Source organism: Mucilaginibacter sp. P5_A6, from assembly GCF_056400585.1.
This window is the reverse complement of the sequence record NZ_JBFUKZ010000010.1, coordinates 1-17,168: the sequence shown is the minus strand read 5'-3', so window position 1 is coordinate 17,168 and position 17,168 is coordinate 1. Positions and strand designations below refer to the sequence as shown.

General features: G+C 41.1%; 17 protein-coding genes. 14 read left to right on the top strand and 3 right to left on the bottom strand.

Features of this window, described 5'->3' with window-relative positions:
- Positions 1-13: 13 nt before the first annotated feature.
- Positions 14-490: a hypothetical protein gene (locus AC1DO4_RS12845; protein WP_477416349.1), complete on the top strand. Its 477-nt coding sequence runs from the start codon at positions 14-16 to the stop codon at positions 488-490.
- 149 nt (positions 491-639) lie between these two features.
- Here AC1DO4_RS12845 and AC1DO4_RS12840 read toward each other — a convergent pair whose 3' ends face one another.
- On the bottom strand, positions 640-930 hold the full coding sequence (locus AC1DO4_RS12840) for a YciI family protein (protein ID WP_477416347.1): 291 nt from the start codon (positions 928-930) through the stop codon (positions 640-642).
- A 205-nt stretch (positions 931-1,135) separates the two neighbouring features.
- Between AC1DO4_RS12840 and AC1DO4_RS12835 the strand changes: the two genes are divergently transcribed.
- The 7 genes from AC1DO4_RS12835 to AC1DO4_RS12805 all read left to right on the top strand — a co-directional run bounded on the left by AC1DO4_RS12835 (position 1,136) and on the right by AC1DO4_RS12805 (position 6,220).
- Positions 1,136-2,302: a galactokinase gene (locus tag AC1DO4_RS12835; RefSeq protein WP_477416345.1), complete on the top strand. Its 1,167-nt coding sequence runs from the start codon at positions 1,136-1,138 to the stop codon at positions 2,300-2,302.
- A gap of 56 nt (positions 2,303-2,358) precedes the next feature.
- Complete coding sequence (locus tag AC1DO4_RS12830) at positions 2,359-2,892, top strand: RNA methyltransferase (protein ID WP_477416343.1); 534 nt, start codon at positions 2,359-2,361, stop codon at positions 2,890-2,892.
- Positions 2,893-3,080: 188 nt separating this feature from the next.
- Positions 3,081-3,740 (top strand): YdeI/OmpD-associated family protein, encoded by a 660-nt coding sequence (locus AC1DO4_RS12825; protein WP_477416341.1) that lies wholly within the window; start codon positions 3,081-3,083, stop codon positions 3,738-3,740.
- 265 nt (positions 3,741-4,005) lie between these two features.
- Entirely contained in the window at positions 4,006-4,350 is a 345-nt protein-coding gene (locus tag AC1DO4_RS12820) for an ArsR/SmtB family transcription factor (protein ID WP_477416339.1), read from the top strand.
- The gene (locus AC1DO4_RS12815) at positions 4,347-4,769 is read left to right on the top strand and encodes an SRPBCC family protein (protein ID WP_477416337.1); all 423 of its coding nucleotides are present in this window, start codon (positions 4,347-4,349) and stop codon (positions 4,767-4,769) included. The genes AC1DO4_RS12820 and AC1DO4_RS12815 overlap by 4 nt, the downstream gene beginning before the upstream one ends.
- Before the next feature lie 359 nt (positions 4,770-5,128).
- Positions 5,129-5,701 (top strand): Crp/Fnr family transcriptional regulator, encoded by a 573-nt coding sequence (locus tag AC1DO4_RS12810; RefSeq protein WP_477416335.1) that lies wholly within the window; start codon positions 5,129-5,131, stop codon positions 5,699-5,701.
- A gap of 81 nt (positions 5,702-5,782) precedes the next feature.
- Positions 5,783-6,220: a carboxymuconolactone decarboxylase family protein gene (locus AC1DO4_RS12805; RefSeq protein ID WP_477416333.1), complete on the top strand. Its 438-nt coding sequence runs from the start codon at positions 5,783-5,785 to the stop codon at positions 6,218-6,220.
- 399 nt (positions 6,221-6,619) lie between these two features.
- Here AC1DO4_RS12805 and AC1DO4_RS12800 read toward each other — a convergent pair whose 3' ends face one another.
- Positions 6,620-9,193, bottom strand: coding sequence for a phosphoenolpyruvate carboxylase (locus tag AC1DO4_RS12800; protein ID WP_477416331.1), 2,574 nt, complete (start codon positions 9,191-9,193; stop codon positions 6,620-6,622).
- Positions 9,194-9,483: 290 nt separating this feature from the next.
- Here AC1DO4_RS12800 and AC1DO4_RS12795 point away from each other — a divergent pair, with 290 nt between their 5' ends.
- From AC1DO4_RS12795 to AC1DO4_RS12770, 6 genes are all read left to right on the top strand, one after another.
- The gene (locus tag AC1DO4_RS12795) at positions 9,484-11,628 is read left to right on the top strand and encodes an FUSC family membrane protein (RefSeq protein WP_477416329.1); all 2,145 of its coding nucleotides are present in this window, start codon (positions 9,484-9,486) and stop codon (positions 11,626-11,628) included.
- Between the two features lie 94 nt (positions 11,629-11,722).
- Positions 11,723-12,673, top strand: a complete 951-nt coding sequence (locus AC1DO4_RS12790) for an aldo/keto reductase (RefSeq protein WP_477416327.1) — start codon at positions 11,723-11,725, stop codon at positions 12,671-12,673.
- A 252-nt stretch (positions 12,674-12,925) separates the two neighbouring features.
- Positions 12,926-14,689, top strand: coding sequence for an ATP-binding protein (locus AC1DO4_RS12785; RefSeq protein ID WP_477416325.1), 1,764 nt, complete (start codon positions 12,926-12,928; stop codon positions 14,687-14,689).
- An 88-nt stretch (positions 14,690-14,777) separates the two neighbouring features.
- The gene (locus tag AC1DO4_RS12780) at positions 14,778-15,653 is read left to right on the top strand and encodes an AraC family transcriptional regulator (RefSeq protein ID WP_477416323.1); all 876 of its coding nucleotides are present in this window, start codon (positions 14,778-14,780) and stop codon (positions 15,651-15,653) included.
- 13 nt (positions 15,654-15,666) lie between these two features.
- Complete coding sequence (locus tag AC1DO4_RS12775) at positions 15,667-16,071, top strand: DUF983 domain-containing protein (protein WP_477416321.1); 405 nt, start codon at positions 15,667-15,669, stop codon at positions 16,069-16,071.
- 75 nt (positions 16,072-16,146) lie between these two features.
- Complete coding sequence (locus tag AC1DO4_RS12770) at positions 16,147-16,296, top strand: hypothetical protein (protein ID WP_477416319.1); 150 nt, start codon at positions 16,147-16,149, stop codon at positions 16,294-16,296.
- 113 nt (positions 16,297-16,409) lie between these two features.
- Here AC1DO4_RS12770 and AC1DO4_RS12765 read toward each other — a convergent pair whose 3' ends face one another.
- The gene (locus AC1DO4_RS12765; protein ID WP_477416318.1) at positions 16,410-16,739 is read right to left on the bottom strand and encodes a hypothetical protein; all 330 of its coding nucleotides are present in this window, start codon (positions 16,737-16,739) and stop codon (positions 16,410-16,412) included.
- Positions 16,740-17,168: the final 429 nt, after the last annotated feature.

Genomic DNA, 17,168 nt, shown 5'->3' with positions numbered 1-17,168 from the left:
AAAAAACAAAAGGATGTCATTATGTTTATGGCATCCTTTTGTTTTAGTTGAAAGCGACGTAATGAACATGAAAACCAAAGAAGAAATACTAAACAGCTTTTACACCGCCGGTTCAGATGGCATGCCCGAAATATCTGCAGCCGACCTTCTCAAGGCTATGGAAGCCTACAAACAACAAAGCCTGGAAGAAACTTTTAACGCCGCCCGTAAGCTTAAAGATGAATCATCTATCCAACCCGATTACAGGTTTGCTAACTTTAATGAATACATTAAAAATATCGGGATTAAAGTATCAAAGGCAGAAAAAGATGAGCTGGGCGAACATATAGCCTTAGTTGCCGACAGCGTATTACCAAACTTTTTACCCGATGATCCTTCTGTAAATGAATTCTCGTTTGATTTTAATATGATGGGAATCGGCTACACCGCTTTTTACGCAAAAGACAGTGATGGCTACTGGCAAATGAAAAGATGGAAACTGGGGAGGTAGCAACTTCGAAATGTCACACGAGCCCAACCAGCCTCCCCGAAAGGGAGGGCTTTAAAAAAACTCCGGAAGATCAAAAAGTCTCCCCTACCGGAGGAGATTTAGAGGGGAACTTATAACGCCATGTCTGATGCACGCCGCTCTACTGCAAACTAAACGGCCGCTACTTTATATGGCTTTACATCAACAGATTCCCATATCTTTTGAGTGATGTAAGGCTCGTTTTGTTTCCAGGCATCAAGCTCCTCTTCGGTTTCAAATTGCAGTATCATCACCGAGCCTATCATATTGCCTTCATCATTTAATATAGCGCCGCCCAAAACATAATTTCCACTTGCTTTAAGAGCTTTGGCACCATCAAGGTGATGCGGGCGTACATTCATGCGGCGTTGCAGCGCGCCTTCGTCGGTATAGTCATATCCGGTAACCAGGTATTGTTTCATGGGGTTAAAATTTGGTAATTAATTAGCTAACCTGTCGGGCAGGTTTCTGCCTGTTTTGGTCGCTGTAAAGCTATAAAATTAAAAATGCAGACAAAATTTTACGACATATCCTCTAATTGGACATTTTTTTCAAATTAATTTATATTTATAACTGTAAAGTTGACAATTTTTACAATATTTGTTTTCCAATAAACTAACCTGAATAATGAAGAACACTTTGCACCAGGAATTTAATAAGATTTTTAACAAAGAAGCCGACAACGCATACTTTTCGCCAGGGCGCGTAAACCTTATTGGCGAACATATTGACTACAACGGCGGCCTGGTTATGCCGTGCGCAATTACTTTTGGCACATACCTGCTAACGTCACCTAATGACGATGGCATTTTCCGTTTCAGGAGTTTAAATTTTTCAGACAAACAGGATGTCCCTTTGCAGAAATCCTATGTAAAAAAAGGCGAACACTGGTATAACTTCCCTATTGGCGTTATCAATAGTTTTGTAAAAGAAGGCCATGAGCTTAAAGGTTTGGATATGCTGTTTTATGGCGATATCCCTATCGGCTCGGGCCTGTCATCTTCTGCATCTATAGAAGTAGTCACCTCTTTTGCGCTGAATGATATTTTCAGCAGCGGCTACAGCAAGCTTGACCTGGTGAAACTTTCCAAATCAGTAGAAAACAACTTCATTGGCGTAAACTGCGGCATTATGGACCAGTTTGCTGTTGCCTTTGGCGAAAAGAACAAAGCGCTGATGCTTAACTGCGACACACTGGATTATGAGGCTGTTGACAGCAACCTGGGCGATTACGTGTTGGCTATTATCAACACCAACAAACCCCGTAAACTGGCAGAATCAAAATATAATGAACGCGTAGAAGAATGTAAGACGGCCTTAACCGCCCTTCAGCAGGAACTGAATATCAACCACTTGTGCGATATTGATGCAGAAACGCTAAAAAAATACCAACATCTGATTACTGACGCTGTTGTGCTTAAGCGAGCCAAACACGTTATTGAAGAGAACGATCGGGTAAAACTTGCTGCCAGGGCTTTGGCCAATAATGATTTAGCTGCGTTTGGCAAACTCATGTATGCATCTCATGATTCGCTGCGTGATTTGTACGAAGTAAGTGGAATCGAACTTGATACTGTGGCCGAATACAGTAAAACCAATCCCAACGTTGCTGGCGCCCGTATGACAGGTGCCGGTTTTGGCGGCTGTGCCATAGCTTTGGTAAAAGGTGATGCATTTGAAGATTACAGCAAAGGCGTTACCGAATATTATACCAATAAAATAGGTTACGCGCCATCTGTTTACAGCTCGCTGATTGGTAACGGCGTAGGCTTGTTAAACGCAGTGGTTAGTTAAGCACTTTTTAATACTTTTGTCCGTGGTTTGTGGATTACAGACCATGGACAAATTATATGCGCAAATTAAAGTTAGATGAGCTGAACCGTGCTTCGGTTGATGAGTTTAAACAGCAGGATAAGCTGCCGGTTACCGTAGTGCTGGATAATGTACGCAGTATGCACAATATTGGCTCTATCTTTCGCACTTCGGATGGATTTGCCGTAACGCAAATCTGCCTTTGCGGTATCACCGCTCAACCTCCCCATCGTGAAATTGAGAAAACCGCGCTTGGCGCCACCCAATCTGTAAACTGGATCTATTATGAAACCCCATTGCAGGCCGTTGAACAACTGCGCCGCGATGGTTACCAGATCATCGCCGTGGAGCAGGCCGAAAACAGTACGATGCTCAATGAATTCATCCCTGATACTGCAAAAAAATACGCACTTATATTTGGCAACGAAGTAAACGGTGTAAGCGACGAAGTGATGCAAAACATAGATGCCTGTATAGAGATCCCCCAGTTTGGTACTAAACATTCATTCAACATTGTAGTTTCTGCAGGCATTGTACTTTGGGATTTTTTTGCAAAGTTGGTGGTGAAGTAGTTGGTAGTTTGCATGTGATCAACTACTTACAAAGTTTTAAAACCGCGAAGCCCTCACTGAAGCCCCCAATAACATTATCGGGTTAAACTTATTAGTTCAATTTACCCCGGCGTCTTCGAATGTTATCACTTGTAATTACATATGCAAAACATATTTCCTAAATTAGCTATCGCCATTAAAATAAACCGATGAACGCCTTAGCTAAAAAACTACAAATAAAACCCGAATCACGCTGGCTGCTCCATAACGCCCCTGTTAATTTTTTGGACAGCTTAACGCCCCTGCCCGATGGCGCCCAGGTGGCATTTAATACTGTTGGCGATTTCAACGGTATCCTGTTATTTGTTACTAATAGAGCAGAGCTAACAACCGAGCTTAAAGTAATTGTTTCTTTATTAAAAGATAACACTACTTTTTGGATCATCTACCCTAAAAAAAGTTCAGGCATAAAATCCGACCTGGAGATGATGAGCAGTTGGGATGAACCAACGGTATACGGCCTACGCCCCGTTGCTTCTGCTGCTGTGAATGAAACCTGGACAGCGTTACGCTTTCGACCAATAGAACAGGTTAAAACCTCCGAAGGCCGCAATGAAGGTATCCGTAATAACGAGTATAGTGCTTATGTTGATGTTGATAATAAGATCATAACCCTCCCGGATTATATCAAATATGCTCTTGAACAGCAACCTGCTGCCCTCGCCTGGTTTCAGCAACTCTCCTACAGCAATAAAAAAGAATATGTATTATGGATATTAACCGCCAAACAGGAAAAAACGCGTGAAGACCGTTTAATTAAAATGGTGAACATGCTGTTAGATAAAAAAAAGAATCCTTCGGATAAGTAAGTGTTTGAGCTCCACTCGACACGCTGTGATTACTACCGTGACGTATTAGATTTTCAAGGTAAGGTAAGGGCTGTCAGTCTGAGCCTTCGAAGACTCGTGCGTAGAGGCCTTTGCCCGCTATGCTTCGACAGGCTACCCGCCCTTTTAGCAACGTCATGATTTTAGCTCTTATAATCACGTGTTTAACTTTTTTTACTTCCTTATTGCGTAACCAAAAGGGTTCATATATATTTGTAACCATATGGTTTCATATTGCCATTATGTTATGCACCGAGACGTTTTTAAAGCCATTGCCGACCCTACCCGCCGCGAAATCATTAACCTGATTGCGCACCAAAGCATGAACCTTAATGCCGTGGCCGATAATTTTGATATCAGCAGACCGGCTGTATCTAAACACATCAAAATATTAACCGAATGTGGCCTGCTGGTTATTAAACAACAAGGGCGGGAGCGTTTTTGCAGGGCCGATTTAAAACAACTTAAAGAAGTTACTGATTGGGCCGAACAGTACAGCAAATTCTGGACACAAAAACTGGATGCATTGGATGAATTCCTTACCAATGAACAAAATACAGAAACTATAAATTCTAAAAATGAAAAATTATGAGCGCACAACCTTTTGAAATTGAACGTACTTACAACGCCCCCATCAGCAAAGTTTGGGAAGCTATTACCGACAAGAACAAAATGAAGGAATGGTACTTTGACCTGGCAGAATTTAAACCGGAGGTAGGCTTTGAGTTTGAATTCACCGCTGGTGATGATAACGTAAAGTATCGCCACCTGTGCAGGGTAACCCAGGTTGTTGAGGGCAGTAAAATTGCCTATACCTGGCGTTACGACGGCCATGAAGGCGATTCGGAAGTTACATGGGAGTTGTTCTCTGAGGGGGAGCAAACCCGCCTTAAACTTACCCATTCTGGCCTGGAAACCTTCCCTCGCGTAGATGCCTTCAAAAAGGAGAATTTTGTTGCCGGCTGGACCGATATTACTGGCAGATCATTAAAAGAATACCTTGAAAAATAAATAGATTGCTATTGCGAGAACTAAGAAGTTGCTAAACGGGCTGTCATGCTGAGCCTGTCGAAGCATAGTGGGCAAAGGCCTATACGCACGAGTCTTCGACAGACTCAGACTGACAGGCCTTCACGCCTTGAAAATCGAATACGTCATGGGTAACGCAGTGAAGGATCTATTCGCAGACTGTACAGGGCGAAGAAGCATAGCGAATAATAGATGCTTCACTGCGTTCAGCATGACAAAAAGCTTTAATTGCAAAAACGTCAGGGGTAAGTACGAAGCAATGACGGTGGGTTATATGCTTCAAAAACGTATAAAACATTATTGAATAAAATTTAAACAGCTTCTTAATTCTATCTACAATTATGCACTCCAATCTTACAGATCATATTAAGAAGTTCATTGAGCTTACAGAAGCTGATGAACAAYTGATCAATGCAGCTGTAGTAATAAAAACCATTAAAAAAAAAGCTTTTCTGCTGCAGCCGGATCATGTTTGCAAGGAGCTTTACTTTATAAACACGGGGTGTTTGCGCCTGTATTTCATCAACAAAAAACTAAATGAGCAGATAACCCAGTTTGCAATAGAAAACTGGTGGATAACAGATTATGATGGCCTGGAAAGCGGCCGCCCCTCTTTTTACTATATCCAGGCGATTGAAAATACAGAAGTTACCAGCATAACAAAAAGCAAACTCGAAGAGCTTTTTGTGACGATACCTAAACTGGAGCGCTATTTCAGGATAATACAGCAACGGGCCTTTGCTGCGTTCCAAAACCGTATTAAATATATTTACGGCATGAGCGACGAGGAACGATACAGGCATTTCAGCAGTTTATTCCCGGCTTTTATGCAGCGGGTACCTCAATATATGCTGGCATCATATCTTGGGTTTACCCCGCAATTTATGAGCAAAATACGGGCTAAAAAAAGCTAATCAACTTGTGTTTTCTTAATCCTGATTCATTTTTTGAAACATGTTTTGTTACCATCTTTGGGTATTAAAACAAACAAGAAAATGAAAACAAGAGTAAACATCGGTAAAACAGATCCGGAAGCCTACAAGATATTATTAAACCTTGATCAGTATATCGTAAAAAGCAGCGTAAGTAAAACCCACCGCGAATTGATCAAGATTCGCGCTTCGCAGATAAATGGCTGTGCTTTTTGTATAGATATGCATACCAAAGACGCCCGCAAAGCCGGCGAAACCGAGCAACGCATTTATGCCCTTAACGCCTGGAGAGAAACACCATTTTTTACCGAAGAGGAAAGAGCAATACTAACCCTTACAGAAGAGGTTACGTTGATACAAAACCACGTTTCTGACGCTACCTATGAAGCCGTGGCCAAAGTGTTGCCCGAAACTTATATTGCACAGGTAATACTGGCCATTATAACAATTAATGCATGGAACAGGTTTGCTATTTCAACAGGGATGCAGCCAGCTTTGTAAGGGGATTATACATTATGTAATTGCGAGGTGCCCCACCAGAAAAATCCTGAAAAAACAGTAATGACTCAGGGGTTTTAAAACCCAACAACAATCACGTCATTGCGAGGCACGAAGCAATCCCGAACTATGCAGATCCGCTCTGTACAGCCTGCGATTGCTTCGTGCCTCGCAATGACATATATATTGACAATCAACCCTTTACAATTACGTCATTATAAGCGCAGCGCGGCAATCGTGAGAATCCCAGACTTACGAAGTTTTAGAAACTTCGTAAGTCTTTTGCCGATTTGCAATTTCCACTTCAGAGCCTACGCATTTTATTTCCGCAACGGGATTTTGTATGGCTCTTCTGCTATATATTAAAAAGTCTCCCCCTTCAGGGGGAGATTTAGAGGGGGCCTACGCCAAATTCCTCCCGGCATTCACAATACCATAAACCGTACGAATCACCAGCTTATCATAAATATCAACAAGTTCGTTATCCTTGCAATTGTTCAGGCATTGCAGGGCATAATGCTGAATGATCACCAGGGGCAGTACTATTTTTTCGCGGATAGCGATAGAACGACGCTCAACCGGGTATTCTTCCATCAATACCGTACTGCCGGTTAACTCAAGCAGCATAACACGCGTAAGATCAAATTCATCCTTCAGCATTTTCCAGAAATCGCCGAATGTCTCATCTTTTTCGAGGTAAGCCGTAACCCTGAAATCTGATTTCGACATAGACATCATACAATTATCCAGCATCGTTTTAAAGAAACCCGATGTTTGATACAATTCCTGGATCTCGCGCCAGTTGCCATCGTCCTTCATTTTTTTCAATGCTGTACCTACGCCATAAAAACCGGGGATGCTTTGTTTAAGCTGACTCCATGAAGTCACAAAGCTGATAGCACGCAAATCTTCCAGTTTTAACGGACCACCCACGCCACGTTTGGTGGGGCGGCTGCTGATATTAATGCGGGACAATAATTTAAGCGGGCTAAATTTTTCCAAATACTCTACAAATAAAGGATGTGCGCGCAGCGCCATAAACAGTCCATAGCTCTCGTCGGCCATTTGCGATATCAGGGATTTATGCCTGCTATCCAAAAGATCATTACGATTAGGGTGCAATGCCGATATAACACCCGCGTTAACCAGTTGCTCCATGTTAAACCTCGCAGTTTCAATTGATCCGTATTGCGAGCTTACTGTTTGCCCCTGTATAGTTAGCTGAATATGCTCGTTGGCTATCTCGTTGCCCATTGATGCATAAAAGCGATGTGTTTTACCACCGCCACGTGCCGGTGGACCTCCCCTGCCATCAAAAAACGCCAGGCTTACTCCATATTTACGGGCCATGGCTGTTAGTTCAACCTTAGCTTTATAAATGCTCCAGTTGGCCATCAGGTAGCCTCCATCCTTGGTACTGTCAGAAAAACCAAGCATAATGGTTTGCCTGTTGCCGCGCATTTTTAAATGTTGGGCATAGTATGGATGTGTATATAATTGTTCCATGATCTCACCGGCGCGGGTAAGATCATTAACAGTCTCAAACAGCGGCATAAAATCAACAGTCAGGCTGTCTTTTTGCCATCCGCTCCATAAAAACAAATCTATAAGTTGTAAAATATCCGATGCCTGCTGGCAGTTGCTAATGATAAAGCGCTGGCAGGCTTTTTCGCCATTGTTATGCTGAATTTGCTTCATCAGCCTGATGGTATCCAGCGTATCGCAGGTCATGGCATCGGCATCTTGGGGGCGATGGTAATCAACCTCGTTAAAAGTTAACTTTTCAAGCTTTTCGTTCTCCCCCCATTCCGCATATCCTCTGGCAACACCGGTATCAGTTTTTGAAGTCACAAAATTAAATACGCTGCGCAATACGCGGCTATCCTGCCTGATATCCAGCGTAGCAAAATAACAGCCAAATAAACGAACTTTCTGGATCAGGTTATCCACAACATCCACAAATAGAGCATCGTGATCTGTTATTAACGTTTGCTTGATGGCTTGCAGCAGGTCTAACAACTCGGGTTGCAGATCTTTTGGCTCACTATGCTGCTCATTCGCATTTTTGTAGATCAGTTTTTCCAGCTTGGCCATCGGTTTTTCAACCCCGCGAAAGGTGATGCGGCGTTTAAGCACGCGGTAATCGCGGTAATAGCATCTGAAAAGGCGCAGCCTTAAATAAGAGGCAACAGCCTTTGTGCTTTCGGTTGTTACGTTAGGGTTACCATCCCTGTCGCCACCTGGCCAAAAGCCCATTTCAAGCAGTTGATTGCTGGCATCAATATCAAACTCATCTTCAAGCTTGGCCTGTATGCCCGATACGGCATGGTAAAATATATTCTCCAAAAACCACGATAGGCTAATAGCCTCATCAACCGGCGTAGGCGAAGTTTTGTTAAAGAATGGGGTTTTACCCAATTGCTGCAGCAATACATCAATAGTTGGAATATCATTAACCTTTACGGCTTCAATAAGATCGGTCATGATGCCAAGCACCGTGCCCGGGTAAAACTGGGTAGGATGCGCGGTAAGTACCAGCCTCAGTGAAAAATCTTTTAACTTTTCGCTGATGTTTTTGCGGGTTTCATCACTAACAGCCGCTTGTTGCAACAGGCTTTGCAGTGTACCGGTATCGTCAAACTTGCCTATTTTATTAAAAGAAGAATCTTCAATTGCATCAAATAAAACAACCTGGCGCTCAATATATTGTATAAACCGAAACATTCGGTTTATCTGCTCGCGATGATCAATATCGGGAACGTATTTCTTAAAAAAAGTTTCAATAATATCTGTAGGCGATGCGTTCATTGCAGCCCCCTTTTCGCAATGTGAGCTAAAAAAAGGCAACAAAATACCGGTATCTTTTACCTGGTAAAAAGGAAGAGTTTGAAATAAACTGTTATACAACTCAAACCGGGTTACAACTTCGTTATTAAAAGTTGTTTCTCTTTGACTGAGTTTTAAGGTTAACGACATAGCACAAATAAATTGAAGGTTAAAATTGACGGGCAATGAGCATGGCACAATACCGGGGGTGAATTTAATTATCTAAAATTTAATTTCAGCAAAAAGTAAATAATTTATAACAATTATTAGCTATTAATGCCATATTTATTAAAATAAGCCTAAAATATTTAATTTTTGTAAATTTGGAAACCGTTTTTGGTACAAAAAAAGTGTTAAATGAAATGAGGATACCCATTGCTAAAAATTTGCAATGAACCGTATAAACATCATAGCTTTATCTCGGTTAAAAATACAAATTGATGAAATTTAATACCCGGGAGATCAACAGCTTCTTCTACAGTCAGTATTTTTCTGATGGCTTGCGTATTTCTGCGGGAATATTGCTTCCATCCCTGGTGCTGCTGGAGTTTGGCCAGTTCGATCTTGGACTAACGTTGTCATTAGGCGCCCTTTGTATTTGTGTCATAGATAATCCCGGTCCGCTTACACATAAGCGTAATGCTATGGCCGTGGGTAATTTATGCTTATTCCTGGTGGCGGTTACAACAGGCTTCGCCAGGTTAAATGTTTATACCCTTGGTTTAGAGATCACCCTGTTCTCGTTCCTGTTCAGCATGTTTACCGTTTATGGTAACCGTGCAGCATCAGTAGGTACCTCATCATTACTTATTATGATATTTATGATGGATAAGGCCCTTGCCCCGTCAGAGGTACTGATGTATAGCGCCACCATATTGCTGGGAGGGATATGGTATATGGTATTCAGCCTGGTATTTTTTGGTATCCGCCCTTACCGTGCCGCACAGCAAACCCTGGGCGAAAACGTAGCCGATATAGCTAAATTTTTACGAATCAAAGCCGAGTTTTATAATACAGAAAGCGATATCGACGAAAATTACCGCAAGCTGGTGTCGCAGCAGATACAGGTGAGTCAGCACCAGGATGCCGTACGCGAGCTGTTGTTTAAAAGCAGGCTGATGGTACGGGAATCAACCGGGGCAAGCAGGATCCTGGTATTAACATTTGTTGACCTGGTGGATATGTTTGAGCAGATAATGGCAACCCATTATGATTACAGCTCCATTCGCGAAAAGTTTAAAGATACCGGGGTATTAAATGAGATTGCCCGCATTTTGCACCATATGGCCGATGAACTGGAGGATATTGCCTATATCGTGCTATCAAACACCAGGCACCGTCATGTGATGGATTTTAATGTAGAACTGGAGAAACTAAAGCTAAAGATAGATTCTATTGGTAAAGACCAGCAGGAAACCAGTAACCTGGTGCTAAAAAAAATCCTGATCAACCTGCGTAACCTCAGCGAAGGCATTAATAACATTTACAACTATTATAACTCCAAAACCGCCCAAAAATCAACCGAAATAAAGGGCGAAATAGAATACTCGCAGTTTGTAACCCACCAGGATTACGCGCCCCACATATTTTTCGATAATTTAACTTTAGGCTCCGGTGCATTTAAGCATGCGCTTAGGGTGGCCCTGGTTTGTTTGGCGGGCTTTATTACCGCCAAAACCATAGCGCAGGGGCATCATAGCTATTGGGTATTGCTAACCATCATTGTGATACTAAAACCCGGCTTCAGCCTATCCAAACAGCGTAATTACCAAAGACTTATAGGCACCATCGGCGGCGGAGCTATAGGGATCCTGATATTGAGCTTTATACCCAATACAATCGTTCAGTTCATTTTCCTGATGATTTTTATGATCGGTGCTTACAGCTTTCAGCGGCTTAACTATGTTGTGAGTGTAATTTTCATGACGCCATACGTGCTCATCCTGTTCAAATTTTTGGGCGTAGGATTGCTTAATGTGGCCCAGGAACGAATATTGGATACCGCTATTGGCTCGTCTATAGCGTTTGTTGCCAGTTACCTTATATTCCCAACCTGGGAATTTGAAATGATAGAGGAAACCCTGCGCGAGGTTGTAACAGCCAATATCAATTACCTTATTACCATTGCCGAAAGTATTTCAGACAAGATTGTTGGCACAACAGCGTATAAGCTGGCCCGCAAAGATGTATATGTAAAATCGGCCAATTTATCGGCAACGTTTGAAAGGATGACATCCGAGCCCAAAAGCAAGCAGCGCAATGTAAAGGAAATACATAAATTTGTTGTACTCAACCATATTCTGTCGTCATATATCACCACCATTGCTGCCGGCCTTCTAAAAAACACGCACCGGCAACATCCCGAAGCATTAAAGCTCATTAAAAAAAACATTGCGGTACTAAACGAAACTAATAAAAAACTTCACGGACAAAGTATTGAGTTTAATATTGGTAAAGCCAATTCTGTACCCGAAGTTGAAAAACCTGTGCTTACGGCAGATGAAAGTTTATTGAAAGAGCAACTGGGATTTATAAATAAGATAAGCTACGATATAGCCAAGGTTACCGATAGCATTTTGAAGTAGGTTTGTTGCCGTATTGTTTGTTATATTGCACTAACAAACAACTTGCGCCCTGCAGCGTTTTTATCATCAAACGTTTTTTTTAATAAATTTTATTATGGAACAGCGCGAATTGGGTACATCGGGTATAAAAACCGCTCCCCTGGTTTTGGGAGGAAATGTTTTTGGATGGACAGTTAAAGGCAACGATATAGCTTTATTATTGGATGCATTTTTAGATGCAGGTTTTAACGCCATTGATACAGCCGATGTATACACCCGCTGGGTACCCGGCAATAAAGGCGGCGAATCAGAATTGGAAATTGGCAAATGGCTTAAGCAAAGCGGTAAGCGCAATAAAGTTGTTATAGCAACCAAGGTAGGCGCCGAATTTGCTGCCGGTAAAAAGGGGCTTAAAAAGGATTATATTATAAAAGCAGCTGAAGATTCGTTGACAAGGCTGCAAACCGATTATATAGACCTTTACCAAGCGCACTATGACGATCCATATACACCCGTTGAAGAAACGCTTGAGGCCTTTGACCAATTAATAAATAGTGGCAAAGTAAGGGCAATAGGCGCATCTAATTTTTCTGTTGAAAGGCTGCATGAATCATTTAAAGCAAGTCGTGAAAAAGGCCTGGCCAGCTACCAGAGCCTGCAGCCCGAGTATAACCTGTTTGATAGGGAAAAATACGAGACCAGTATTGAGCCATTCATTAAAGAACAAAATATAGGTGTTATCAGTTATTTTTCATTAGCAAGCGGCTTTTTAACTGGTAAATACCGCTCCGGCGCTGATCTGGAAGGCAGTAATCGCCCTTCTTTGGTAAAAAAATATTTAACCGACAGAGGCATGCGCATTTTAAAAGCTCTTGATGAAGTATCGGCACAGTATAATACCAAACCCGCCGCTGTTGCCTTAGCCTGGTTAATTGCCCGGCCAACCATTACAGCACCAATTGCAAGCGCCACAAGCATACCTCAATTGAACGAGCTTACCCTGGCAGCTACTTTACAGTTAAATAATGAAGCAATTGACAAGCTAACCAATGCAAGTTCATATTGATGTTTCTTAAACTGCATGTTTTAAGCAACGCCTGCCTTTTTAATCTCTTCCTACCTTTTTTAACATTAAATTTTTAATTGAGTTAACTTACTAATAATCAGTAATATATAATAATTTACTTGTTAAACAATTTTATGCAGGCATTTTACTATTTTAATAATAAAAGCATTTTTTCAAAAAATCTCCCTTAATTAGCCTATCCTTTTTGATGGATTTTACGTAAAAACCCCTATAATTAATTTTTTAACTTAAATGGAGAAGCTAAAACAAATTATTGGTTATGGCGATTCTCGTTTGTCTCTTGAGAATAAACTCTTTAATGCTATTACTTTATTCGTTTGCCTGATTAATATTATATCGCTGATAATAAACATTTTATTAGGGTTTGGGCTGGGTTTAATCCTGGCAAATTGTTTTGTATTTCTATTTTCGGCATTTACCTATTACCAAAGCCGTTTTAAAGGCTATAAAGAAACCCATGTATATATTTTCATAGGCATGGGTATAGCTGTGGTTTTCCCTGGCTGGTTTTATAACGGGGGCATACACGGCTCAACCACCCAAATAGCTGTTTTTTTAATTGTACTGATAACCTTGCTGGTGAAACAGCGTTACCACTATATTTTTATAAGTATCCTCTCGGGTGTATTTATTGCCTGTTATCTGCTCGAAAAAGCGCACCCACAATGGATTTCGGCAGCTTCTGACGAATCGGCAAACCAATTTGACCTTATATCATCGGCAGTTACAAACATTGTACTGGTGGGCTTATTGATAGGATTTATCAAAAAAAGTCACGAAGCCGATAAGCGCGACCTTGTTCACAAAAGCGAAGAGCTTCAAAAATCGCAAATTGCATTACAGGCTTCGAAGGAAGAGGCAGAAGCCGCTACATTTGCCAAATCGAATTTTTTGGCCAACATGAGCCACGAAATACGCACACCACTTAACGGCATCATAGGGGCTTCACAATTACTGTCGAGGTCGGCATTATTGCCCGATCAACAGGAACTTTTACAAACGCTGCAAACAAGCGGCAATTTGCTTATCAACATTATCAGCGATATCCTGGATATCTCTAAAATAGAGGCCGATAAATTAATCATCGCTCCTGTTACAACCAACATAAGGCATTGTGTTAAAACTGTAATTGATATTAGCCAGCCCGGAATTACCAATCAGCATAAACCTATTGTACTTAGCTATATAGTTGATGATAATGTGGCACAATTTGTTAAAGTTGATGAAGGCCGCCTGCAGCAAATTTTAGTTAACCTGATAGGTAACGCCATCAAATTTACGGATGAAGGCGCGGTTACGGTAACGGTAAAAGGATCTGAAATAAAAGACGGCGTACAGGACATAAGCTTCCATGTAAAAGATGATGGCATTGGTATCAGCCAGGAATCGTTAACGCAGCTGTTTAAGCCATTTACCCAGGTAAATACCACCGCGCTCCGCAAATATGGCGGTACCGGGCTTGGTCTTTCTATTTGTAAAAAGCTGGTTGAATTGATGCATGGTAAAATATGGGTCATCAGTAAAGAAGCAGAAGGGTCTATGTTTATTTTTAGTTTGCCGCTGCAGGTAACCGGCGAAGAGGTAGTTGCCGAACTAAAACCAGCCGATAAAGAAATTTTTCATTACCGTCCCTTACGGATCTTATTGGCCGAGGATAACAAAATGAACCAGCTTATAGCAAGTAAGATTTTTAAAAAAGTTGGTTACAATATCGACATTGCCGAAAACGGTTTAGATGCCATCAGGATGAATGACAGCCAGCAATACGACCTTATCTTCATGGATATCCAGATGCCCGAAATGGACGGCTTGCAGGCCACCAGGAGCATTATTAAAAAGCACGGCAAGAGTGCGCCGCCCATTATAGCCATGACAGCCAATGTATTAAGCGAAGATGAAAACGAATGCACCATGGCCGGTATGAAAGATTTTGTCAGCAAGCCATTTACATTTGAACGTTTAGAAAACGTAATCCAGAAATGGACGGGGGCTTAATTGGCTGAAAACCCAAAATCAGTAAATAGTACCATTCAAAATAAGTATAGTACCATTAAAATTATGGCATTGTATGTAATTTTGATTCATGATACAAAGCATCCCGGTATATGATATTTGCTCCCTGTCTGACGTAAGGCAGGATGACCTGCTGGTGAGCCGTTTTGCTGCTTACCTGAATATACATAAAAACCTGTTTTTCCCCCACCGGCATTCTTTTTATCACCTTGTATTGTTTACTGATGGTGCCGGATCACATACCATCGATTTTGAAAGCTTCGAGGTAAAACCTGGTCAAATTTATTTTATGATTCCCGGGCAGGTACACTCCTGGCATTTTGATGGCTTTACAGATGGATATATCATTAATTTTTCCGAATCATTTATCCAGTCGTTTGTATTGCAACCTGGTTATCTGAATAACTTTTCGTTCTTCAGCGGAAGTTTAAAAGATGCGGTGATTAATCTGCCAGCCGATAGTTTTGATATAGTTAAAGCTTTATTAGAGGGTATACTCTCAGAGATCATTAAACCGGCCCAATCGGGCAGTGATATGGTGAGGCTGTTGATGTTGCAGATGTTTATCCATATCAACAGACTAAACGCAAAACAGGATATCACGGGTAAATTAACCTACAACCAAACCCTGCTCAAAAACTATCAGAATTTAATTGAGCTGCATTATACCAATATCAAATTACCGAAGGATTATGCCGAATTGCTGTATATCACCCCAAACCACCTTAACGCGGTTTGTAAAGATTTACTGGGCCTTTCGGCCGGCGAATTGATCCGTAACCGTACCTTATTGGAAGCCAAGCGATTGTTAACCAATCCGCAGCTTAGCATCAGCGATATTGCATTTAAACTAAACTTCAGCGACAACTCGTATTTCACCAAGTTTTTTAAAAAAACAGAAAACATTACCCCCGAGGAATTTCGCAAACAAATATTGAAAAATTAATAATTATACGATCATGGAAAATACCCAATATAAATTAGCTGCCTGGCCTGCAATAGTACATGCCAGATGCCCGCGCTGCCGCAGGGGCGATTTGTTTGCTAACAGCATGTATGGTTTTAAAGGACAGGTAATGAATAAAACCTGCCCGCATTGCGGCTTAACCTATGAACGCGAACCTGGTTATTTTTATGTAGCCATGTTTGTGAGCTATGCCTTAAACGTTGCCGAAATGGTTACCATTGCCGTGGCCATACATGTGTTAACCGGCAGCAGCAATCCCTGGTTGTATTGTGCCATTATACTAAGTGTAGCTGTATTGTTATCACCCTTTAATTTCAGATATTCAAGGGTTGTTTTGCTTCACTGGCTTACCCCTGGTCTGCATTATCACCCCGAAATGAGTAAGGATAAATTATAAATGGTTAAACCCTCCTCCCCGCTTTCTGTCAAAACTACAACAGTTCACATTTACCGGACTCCAAACTTTTGAACAATGAAAGCGAAATTAAGCACCATAAAAAACGACATGTACAGGGTATTTATATTGGGTAATGCCGATAACGTACAATTAGCCAAAGCATACTTTTTATTAGCTATCCCTCTTTTAACAGTAATTTTTACTTTGGGGCATTTTGAATATTAATCCCCGCAGGTTTTTATCCTGGTCATAAAAAACAAGACAGCCATTACATTTCTGTAATGGCTGCTTGCAACTGTTTCCCTAACTAAATTATATTAAACTATTAACTAAACTACTTATTTAATTTTTTTAAGTGTGCCGAAATAATTGAGTGCTATTTGAAAGTTATTCGAATAGATGGTTTTTTGGCGTGCAAAATCTTCTGCACTCTGCAGCATTAAACCTGAATATACCAGCGTATTATCTTTTAAATTGGCAAGTACAACCGAACCACTCTGATTGGCTGCAAATGTTGAATCATCTTTCGATTCATAATTATTGGATTCTGGTGAAGGAAATTCATCTGCTTGTGATTTACTTTGAGGATCTGAAGCAAACATATTAGCACAGACAAGCAATATGAGTGTTGTAAACACAAAAAATAAAAAGTGGTAAAATAATTTCATAGCGATAGGTGTATTAAATGTAGACTTAGGTAATCAATAACGTTCTATCAAAGATAAGGTTTGACCTACAAAAAACATACAGGGATTTCACTGAAAATGCATACGTAGTTTTACGCAATTTTTAAGGAAAATTGCGTTTTATTGGCATTATTTATAGGAAACATAGCGGAAATTGGATTTTTTGTAACAAACCTATTACAATACAGTCTCTCTGAACCTGCCTATCGGATTAACGAATTTTTAGAGTTTTGTGTGAATCACGGATCAAACAGATTAAAAGGATTGCCACAATTTTTGACTAAATTGTATGGCAATTTTATTAACCACTCACCACTCACCACTCACCACTCACCACTCACCACTCACCACTCACCACTCACCACTCACCACTCACCACTCACCACTCACAACTCACCACTCACCACTCAC